This is a genomic window from Streptomyces tropicalis, from assembly GCF_029269835.1.
Lineage (GTDB): Bacteria > Actinomycetota > Actinomycetes > Streptomycetales > Streptomycetaceae > Streptomyces > Streptomyces tropicalis.
Map to the genome: position 1 here is coordinate 1 of NZ_JARJBB010000059.1, position 6,529 is coordinate 6,529.

At 71.4% G+C, this 6,529-nt stretch carries 7 protein-coding genes; all 7 read right to left on the minus strand.

From position 1 onward, the window contains the following. Nucleotides 1–984, minus strand: a 984-nt coding sequence (locus P3H78_RS32630; protein ID WP_276112803.1) for an MFS transporter, incomplete at its 3' end; no start/stop codon positions are given. Continuing rightward, a complete protein-coding gene (locus P3H78_RS32635; RefSeq protein ID WP_276112804.1) occupies nucleotides 981–1,598 on the minus strand; it encodes a helix-turn-helix transcriptional regulator in 618 nt (205 codons plus the stop codon). The genes P3H78_RS32635 and P3H78_RS32630, both read right to left, overlap by 4 nt. Beyond that, nucleotides 1,595–3,436, minus strand: coding sequence for a glycoside hydrolase family 15 protein (locus P3H78_RS32640; protein WP_276112805.1), 1,842 nt, complete (start codon nucleotides 3,434–3,436; stop codon nucleotides 1,595–1,597). The genes P3H78_RS32635 and P3H78_RS32640 overlap by 4 nt, the downstream gene beginning before the upstream one ends. Before the next feature lie 232 nt (nucleotides 3,437–3,668). Further along, a complete protein-coding gene (locus tag P3H78_RS32645) occupies nucleotides 3,669–4,373 on the minus strand; it encodes an HAD family hydrolase (protein WP_276112806.1) in 705 nt (234 codons plus the stop codon). A 5-nt stretch (nucleotides 4,374–4,378) separates the two neighbouring features. After that, nucleotides 4,379–5,083, minus strand: a complete 705-nt coding sequence (locus P3H78_RS32650; RefSeq protein WP_276112807.1) for a hypothetical protein — start codon at nucleotides 5,081–5,083, stop codon at nucleotides 4,379–4,381. Between the two features lie 13 nt (nucleotides 5,084–5,096). Further along, the gene (locus P3H78_RS32655; RefSeq protein WP_276112808.1) at nucleotides 5,097–5,615 is read right to left on the minus strand and encodes a hypothetical protein; all 519 of its coding nucleotides are present in this window, start codon (nucleotides 5,613–5,615) and stop codon (nucleotides 5,097–5,099) included. After that, nucleotides 5,615–6,529 (minus strand): cytochrome P450 (locus P3H78_RS32660; protein WP_276112809.1); only part of this gene is annotated, 915 nt, incomplete at its 5' end. The genes P3H78_RS32655 and P3H78_RS32660, both read right to left, overlap by 1 nt.

Consider the following 6,529-nt stretch of genomic DNA (forward strand, 5'->3'; position numbering starts at 1 on the left):
TCCGGCGAGAAGGAGCGGGGCCCCGCATGCCGGGTACGCGGCGAAGCCGATGAGGAGCAGGGCGCCGGGACCGATGCGGTTACCCAGCCGTCGGGTGATGAGGGCGCCCGCGAAGCTTCCGGCGCCGGCAGCACCCAGGACCAGGCCGAGACCGGTGCTGTCGTAGTCGAGTTCGATCAGCAGGAAGTAGGCGAAGAAGGTCGTCACGATGCCCTCGGCGAACGCGTGGAACGCCATCGTCAGGACCAGGGGTCGTTGGAGCGGATCGCGCAGCACATGCTCCAGGCCCTCCCGGATCTCGGTGATCACCCCGCGGCGCGCCCCGTCCGCAGCCGGGACGTCGCGGAGGGTGGAGATGCGCGAGGCGCACCAGGCACTGATCAGGTAGGACGCGGAGTCCAGGAGCAGGCAGCGGACCGCGCCGAGCAGACTGACCGCGGCGGTTCCGCCGTAGGTGCCAGCGGATCCGGCGACGGCGTAGGCGGCCATCGTCCGCGCGTTCGCGTCGGGTACGAGGGACGGTTCGACCAGCTCGGTCACGATGGCGATCGCCGCGGCCTGGTGGAGCACCGTGAGCGCGCCCAGTACAAGGGCGACGCCGTACAGGACCGGCATGGTGAGAGCACCGGCGGCCCAGCAGGCGGGGACCGCCGCGACCACCGCGGCCGCGGCGAGGTCCGTTGCCACCATCAACCGCTTCTTGGAGCACCGATCGCCCGCCACCCCGGCGGGCAGCGCCAGGAGGAACCCGGGCGCCAGCGCGGCGGAGGCGAGGACGGAGACCTGGCCCGGGGAGGCGTCGAGTTCCATCGCCGCGACCACAGGGAGCGCGACGGCGGAGACCGACGAGCCGGCCAGGGCCGTGGCCTCGCCCAGCCAGTACGTCTGGAAGCTGCGGTGCCCCCGCAGTGAGGGTGCCGTCGAGGCCACGGTGACGGTCGCGGGCGCTGCGGCGGGTCCCGGGGGAGGGGGCGGGATGCTCACCGTGCCTCCTGGTCGGGCAGTTCCCACAGCAGGCCCTCCCGGGCGGCGTAGGCGACTGCTGCGGCAGGCCGCTCCACGCCGAGGCGTTCGAGGGCGTTCTTGAGCGTGTACCGGACGTGCTCGGCTCCCTGGCCGAGCCGTCCGGCGATGCCCGCGCGCGTCAGCCCCTCTGCCACGAGGACCACGACGTCGACTTCCGCGGGCTTCAGGAGGATGCCGGGCCGGCCGAGGACCTGCCGCACAGATCCGGCCGCGGCGGTCCGCAGGCGGCTGCCGACGCCGCTGGGGAGGCGGTGACCTCCATCGGCGGCCAAGGCCTTCACGCTTCGGAGGAGGCCGGGATCGGTGCGTAACTCGGCGGCGCGCACCACCGCCGCCACGCCGTACGGCGCGACAGCGACGATGTCGTGAGGGGTGACACGTCCGGCGACCAGCACGACTGCGGCGTCGGGGTGACGTGCGTAGTGGATCTTCAGAGCGTCATGGCAGGTGCGGTCGACGCGGTCGGTGGTCACGACCACGACGTCCTTGGTGGCTATGCCGCTGCGGGCGACGGGATCCGTAGCGGGGGCGTTGTCTCCTGGGGGTGCGCCTACGGCGGCGTTCGGGCTCATCGGGAGGTTCCCGGGAGTGCGAAGAGCGATGCCCGCAGGTCGGCGAGTTCCAGCTCGAGCGCTCCTCCCACGATCCCGATGTGGCTGAAGGCCTGGGGGAAGTTTCCGAGCTGCCGCTGCAGGTGGGAGTCCCATTCCTCGGCGAGCAGCCCGACGTCGTTGCTCAGGCTGAGCAGGCGCTCGAACAGGGCCCGTGCGTCGTCGTGGCGGCCGATCATCGCGAGGTCCATGACCAGCCAGAACGCGCAGACGAGGAAGGCGCCCTCGTCACCCGGCAGCCCGTCCGTTCCGACGTCGTCGCCGTGGGTCGGGTAGCGCAGGAGGAACCCGTCCGGGGTGGACAGTTCCTTCTGGACAGCTTCGATTGTGCCGATGACCCGCGGGTCGTCCGCCGGCAGGAAGCCCACCTGGGGGATGAGCAGCAGTGCCGCGTCGAGTTCCTGGCTGCCGTAGAACTGCGTGAAGGTGTTGCGTTCGGGGTCGTATCCGCGGGTGCAGACGTCCTGGTGGATCGTGTCGCGCAGCTGCCGCCACTGCTCGATGGGGCCCTCTGCGTGGCCTTCCTCGACGAGCTTGATGGCCCGGTCGACCGCGACCCAGGCCATGACCTTGGAGTGCACGAAGTGCTGACTCGGGCCGCGTACCTCCCAGATTCCGGCGTCGGGGTCACGCCAGTGCGCCTCGACCGACTGCACGAGTTTGGTGAGCAGGGCGTTGCTGGTCTCGTCGCGTTCCAGGCCGAACTGCGCGGCCAGGTGCAGGGTTCCGATGACTTCGCCGTACACGTCCAGTTGGCGCTGGTCGGCGGCTGCGTTGCCGATGCGCACCGGCCCCGACTCCTCATAGCCGACGAGCCAGTCCAGGGTGATCTCCGGCATCTCGCGTTCTCCAGCGATGCCGTACATGATCTGCAGGTTCTCCGGGTCGCCGGCGACCGCGCGCAGCAGCCACTTCCGCCAGGCGCGGGCTTCGTCGAGGTAGCCGGCCCTCAAGAGGCTCCACAGGGCCTTCGCGGCGTCCCTGATCCAGACGTGGCGGTAGTCCCAGTTGCGGACGCCGCCGATCTCCTCCGGCAGCGAAGTGGTCGCCGCTGCTGCGATCCCCCCGGTCAGCGGGTTCGTCAGCGCCTTCAGCGTGATGAGAGAGCGGATCACCGCAGCCCGGTACCGGCCGTCGTAGGTGCACTGTGAGACCCAGTCCGCCCAGAACTTCTCGGTGTCCTCCAGGGCCTGGTCGATGTCGAGCATGGCGGGCGGACTCTTGAAGGAGGGGCGCCAGCTCAGGGTGAACGTGGCGCGCTCGCCCTTGGTGAGCGTGACGCGGGAGCGGGTAGTCAGGGACTCGCCGTGGGTCTCCGCGTCGGTGTCCAGCCATACGGCGTCGGGGCCGGCGACCGCGCAGGTACGGTTGTCCTCGATCTTGTGGACCCAGGGCACGACCTTGCCGTAGTCGAAGCGTAAGGACAGCGTGGCGTCGACGGTGACCGTCCCGGTGAGGGCTTCGGCGATGCGGACCAGGCGCGGTGTGTCGTCATCGTCCGTACGCGGCAGCATGAAGTCCGTGACGCGCAGCGTGCCGGTAGGGGTGTCCCACTCGTGTTCCATGATCAGCGAGTCGCCGCGGTATGAGCGCCGGTCGGCCGCAGGGCTCGGCCCGACTCCGAACACCGACGGGCCGATGCGCCAGAACCCGTTGCCGGGGGTGCCGAGAAGCCGGGCGAGCACGGCCTCCGAGTCCAGCCGAGGCAGGCACAACCAGTCGATCGCACCGTCGCGGCCGACCAGCGCGGCCGTCTGCAGATCGCCGATCAGCGCGTAGTCCTCGATACGCCCAGCCATGGAAATCCGTTCTGTGAAGGGGCCTTTATGGAGACCGTGGGGTGTTCGGGTAGTGCGGCTCGTTGCCCGCTCGGTCGCGAGCGGCCGTGCGGTGCGGTGGTGCCCGGGGGAGGCCCATGCACCTGGAAGGGCGGTTCATCTGGGGGCGGGAAGCTGCGCGGCGAGGATGATCACCGCGATGGCGATGACGAAGGTGGCCAGCCTGGCCACGTCCTTGGCCCGCACAGCCGGATCACCCGCTCACAAGGGAGAGGTAGGAGGGGGATGCGGGGCGCGGTGGATCGGCGAGCAGCCACTCGGCGGCCTGCACCACGTTCTGCACGGTGTGGGTGGGGGTCGGGTCCGGAGCGCTACGGGTGCGCCCGTCGGCGATCCACACGGTGCGCAGCCCCGCCCGCGCGCCACCGCCGATGTCCGAGACGAGACAGTCGCCGGTCACCACCGAGCGGGCGGGATCGGCCACGCCCAGCTCGTCCAGCGCCACCTGGAACAGGGCCGGGTCCGGCTTGCGGATTCCGTACTCGCCGGAGATGACGACCGAACTGAAGTAGTCCGTCAGACAGGCGACCTTCAGCTTCAGGCGCTGCGCGTCCGGTGCTCCGTTGGTGACGACGCCCAACTTCCAACCCGCGGACACCAGTTGTTGCATAGCGGCGCAGACAGCGGGCCGGACGGGCACGAGTTCGGCGGAGCGTCGCCGGTAGTCGGCGTGCAGAGACGCGATGGACTGCCGGAGCCCGAAGTCGGCCTTGAGCTCAGCGAAGAACGCATGGCGGGCCCCGGCATGACAGGTCTCGGCCCGCCGCAGCGAGGACAACGGCACGCCGGTGGACACGCAGAACTCCCGTGCCCAGGCGTCGAACGCGCCCGCGTGGTCGGTGAGGGTGCTGTCCAGGTCGAACAAGGCCGCCCTGCGTACGGTGCGAACGGTGCTCATCTCGGTCATCCCCTTCCCGCTTCGCGCCCGCACGCGGCGCTGGCGGTGCCGGCGGCCACAGCCGGGCCGGAGGCGGACGCCATGAGGGTGGTGTCGTCGATCTCGGCGTCGATCAGCTCGCGCATCAGCTGGCGGGCGACCAGCCGGCGCAGAGCGTCGTCCTCGAAGCGGACGACCTGGTCGGGCAGCGGAGGCGCGGTGGGCGAGTACAGGGTGCCGCGCACGCCGATGACCGGTGCTTCGCGGACACGCAGAGCGACCGAGCCCCGCCGGAGCTCCTGACACGCGCGCATCGCACGCCGGGCGCAGGGGATGCAGATCGCGGGCGTGGCGGTCGTGATGCTGCGGGGCAGGGGCCGGAGCACCGGATGGTCGCCGGCGTGTAGGAGCCAGAGTGTTCCGCGTTCGTCGCGGTCCGGGTCGCCCTTGCAGACCCCGCACAACGGCCGTCCCTCCATCACCTCGCACTGACGTGCGGGGAAATGCGCGGCCCAGTCCAGCTCCCCGGTCTGCGTCCCCTCCCACCGCTCCCAGAGCACGCCGTCGACATCCCGGTCCTCGGGCCGCTCGTCGGCGAAGCAGACGCGCCCGTTCGCGTCGAACAGCACGGTGACGTCGCACGCGAACTCGCCCTCGTAGGGGGCGATGTACAGGCGGCTGCGCCGCTCGGGGTGAGGGCTTGGGGGTGGCGGGGCGCTGGGGGCGTACACGGAGGTCTCCTGGTCAGGCGGTGAGGATCTGCTCGGTGTTTCGATGGCGCTCGGCGGCCTCGGGCGGCGACCCGGAGCGGCGGGCGGCGACCGCGTCCGGAGGTCCCGTGGCGCAGGAGGCCGGGCCGGCGTCGCACGGAGCGAGAGCCGTGAGAACGGGGTGGAGGAGCAAGGGCCGGCTGAGCTGCTCGCCGTCGCGGCTCACCCATCGGGAGGCGGGCGTCTTCGACCGGGCTTCGTCCGGGGGCAAGGTGACGCTCGCACCGGCCTTGAGGTAGGTCGTGCACGAGGGCCACGCGGGTTGGTCGGACTGCAGGGGCAGGAAGATCCCCCACCGTCCGGCGTGCGTGAACACCCAACCCAGCGGAGCGGTCCTGGCCGGTCGTCCGGCGAGGGAGTCCACCACGAGCCGGCCGAGCGGCTCGGGCATGAGCAGAACTTCCCAGCCCGGCCCGACCGATTGTGGTTGGGCGGTCTGGGCGAGCTCGGGCGGCGGCACGGGTGCGGTGCGTGTCAGGAGGGTCGCGGGCATCACGTCACGGGTCCCTGCTGGCACGCCTCGGCCGGACGGGCCGACCTGCCGGAGGATGCGGGGCGGGGGGTGAGCTCGACGGCGAGCGGCGCGGCGCTGTAGCCGCGCAGCAAGTTGTTCAGGACGCGGACCGGCTCGCCGTCGAGGGTGAGGTGGGTGCAGCGGGCGGCCAGTGCGCGCAGTACGGCTCCGGCCTGGATCTCCGCCAGCGGGATGCCGGCGCACAGGTGCGGTCCGCCGCCGAAGGCGAGGTGCTGGTGGTTGCGCGGGCGTCTGATGTCGAACGTGTCGGCGTCGTCTCCCCAGCGGCGGTCGTCGCGGCCGGCCGATCCGTAGAGCAGCCAGATTTGTTCGCCTGCGTCCAGGTGGACGCCGCCGATGTCGGTGGCCTGGGTCAGCAGGCGTCCGAAGCCCTGTATGGGCGCCTCGAGCCGCAGACTCTCGTGGAAGGCCGGCACGGCCCATCGGGTGGGGTCGCGGCGCAGGATCTGCCACTGCTCGGGATGCTGTGCGAGCTGCACGAGGCAGTCGGCGAGTCCGAGGACGGTGGTGTCGATGCTCGCGGCCGTGTACGCGCTGGCCAACGGAATCGCGTCGCTTTCGGCGATCTGTCCGGCGTCGACGGCCTCGAAGATCGCTCCCATCCACGACTGGGCGGGCACCTTCTCGCGGACCAGGTGCTCGTGGAGCGCCTGGACCACGCGGGCCGCCAGGGGCAGGGCCTGCTCGAAGCGGGCGTTGTGCGGGCCGAAGACGTCGAAGGTCGCCGGGGCACCGGCCAGCACTTCCCGGTCGGCGTCGGGCAGGCCCATCAGTTCCAGCACCGTGTCGCAGACCATGTGCCGGGCCAGGGCGACCGCGTCGAACCGGCCGGAGGCCGTGTGCTGGGTCACCAGCTGCTCGGCGCGGACGGC

Excerpts from the sequence above, each read along its gene's own strand:
- P3H78_RS32635 (WP_276112804.1), bottom strand. The coding sequence starts at position 1,598 with ATGAGCCCGAACGCCGCCGTAGGCGCACCCCCAGGAGACAACGCCCCC.
- P3H78_RS32640 (WP_276112805.1), bottom strand. The coding sequence starts at position 3,436 with ATGGCTGGGCGTATCGAGGACTACGCGCTGATCGGCGATCTGCAGACG.
- P3H78_RS32645 (WP_276112806.1), bottom strand. The coding sequence starts at position 4,373 with ATGAGCACCGTTCGCACCGTACGCAGGGCGGCCTTGTTCGACCTGGAC.
- P3H78_RS32655 (WP_276112808.1), bottom strand. The coding sequence starts at position 5,615 with ATGCCCGCGACCCTCCTGACACGCACCGCACCCGTGCCGCCGCCCGAG.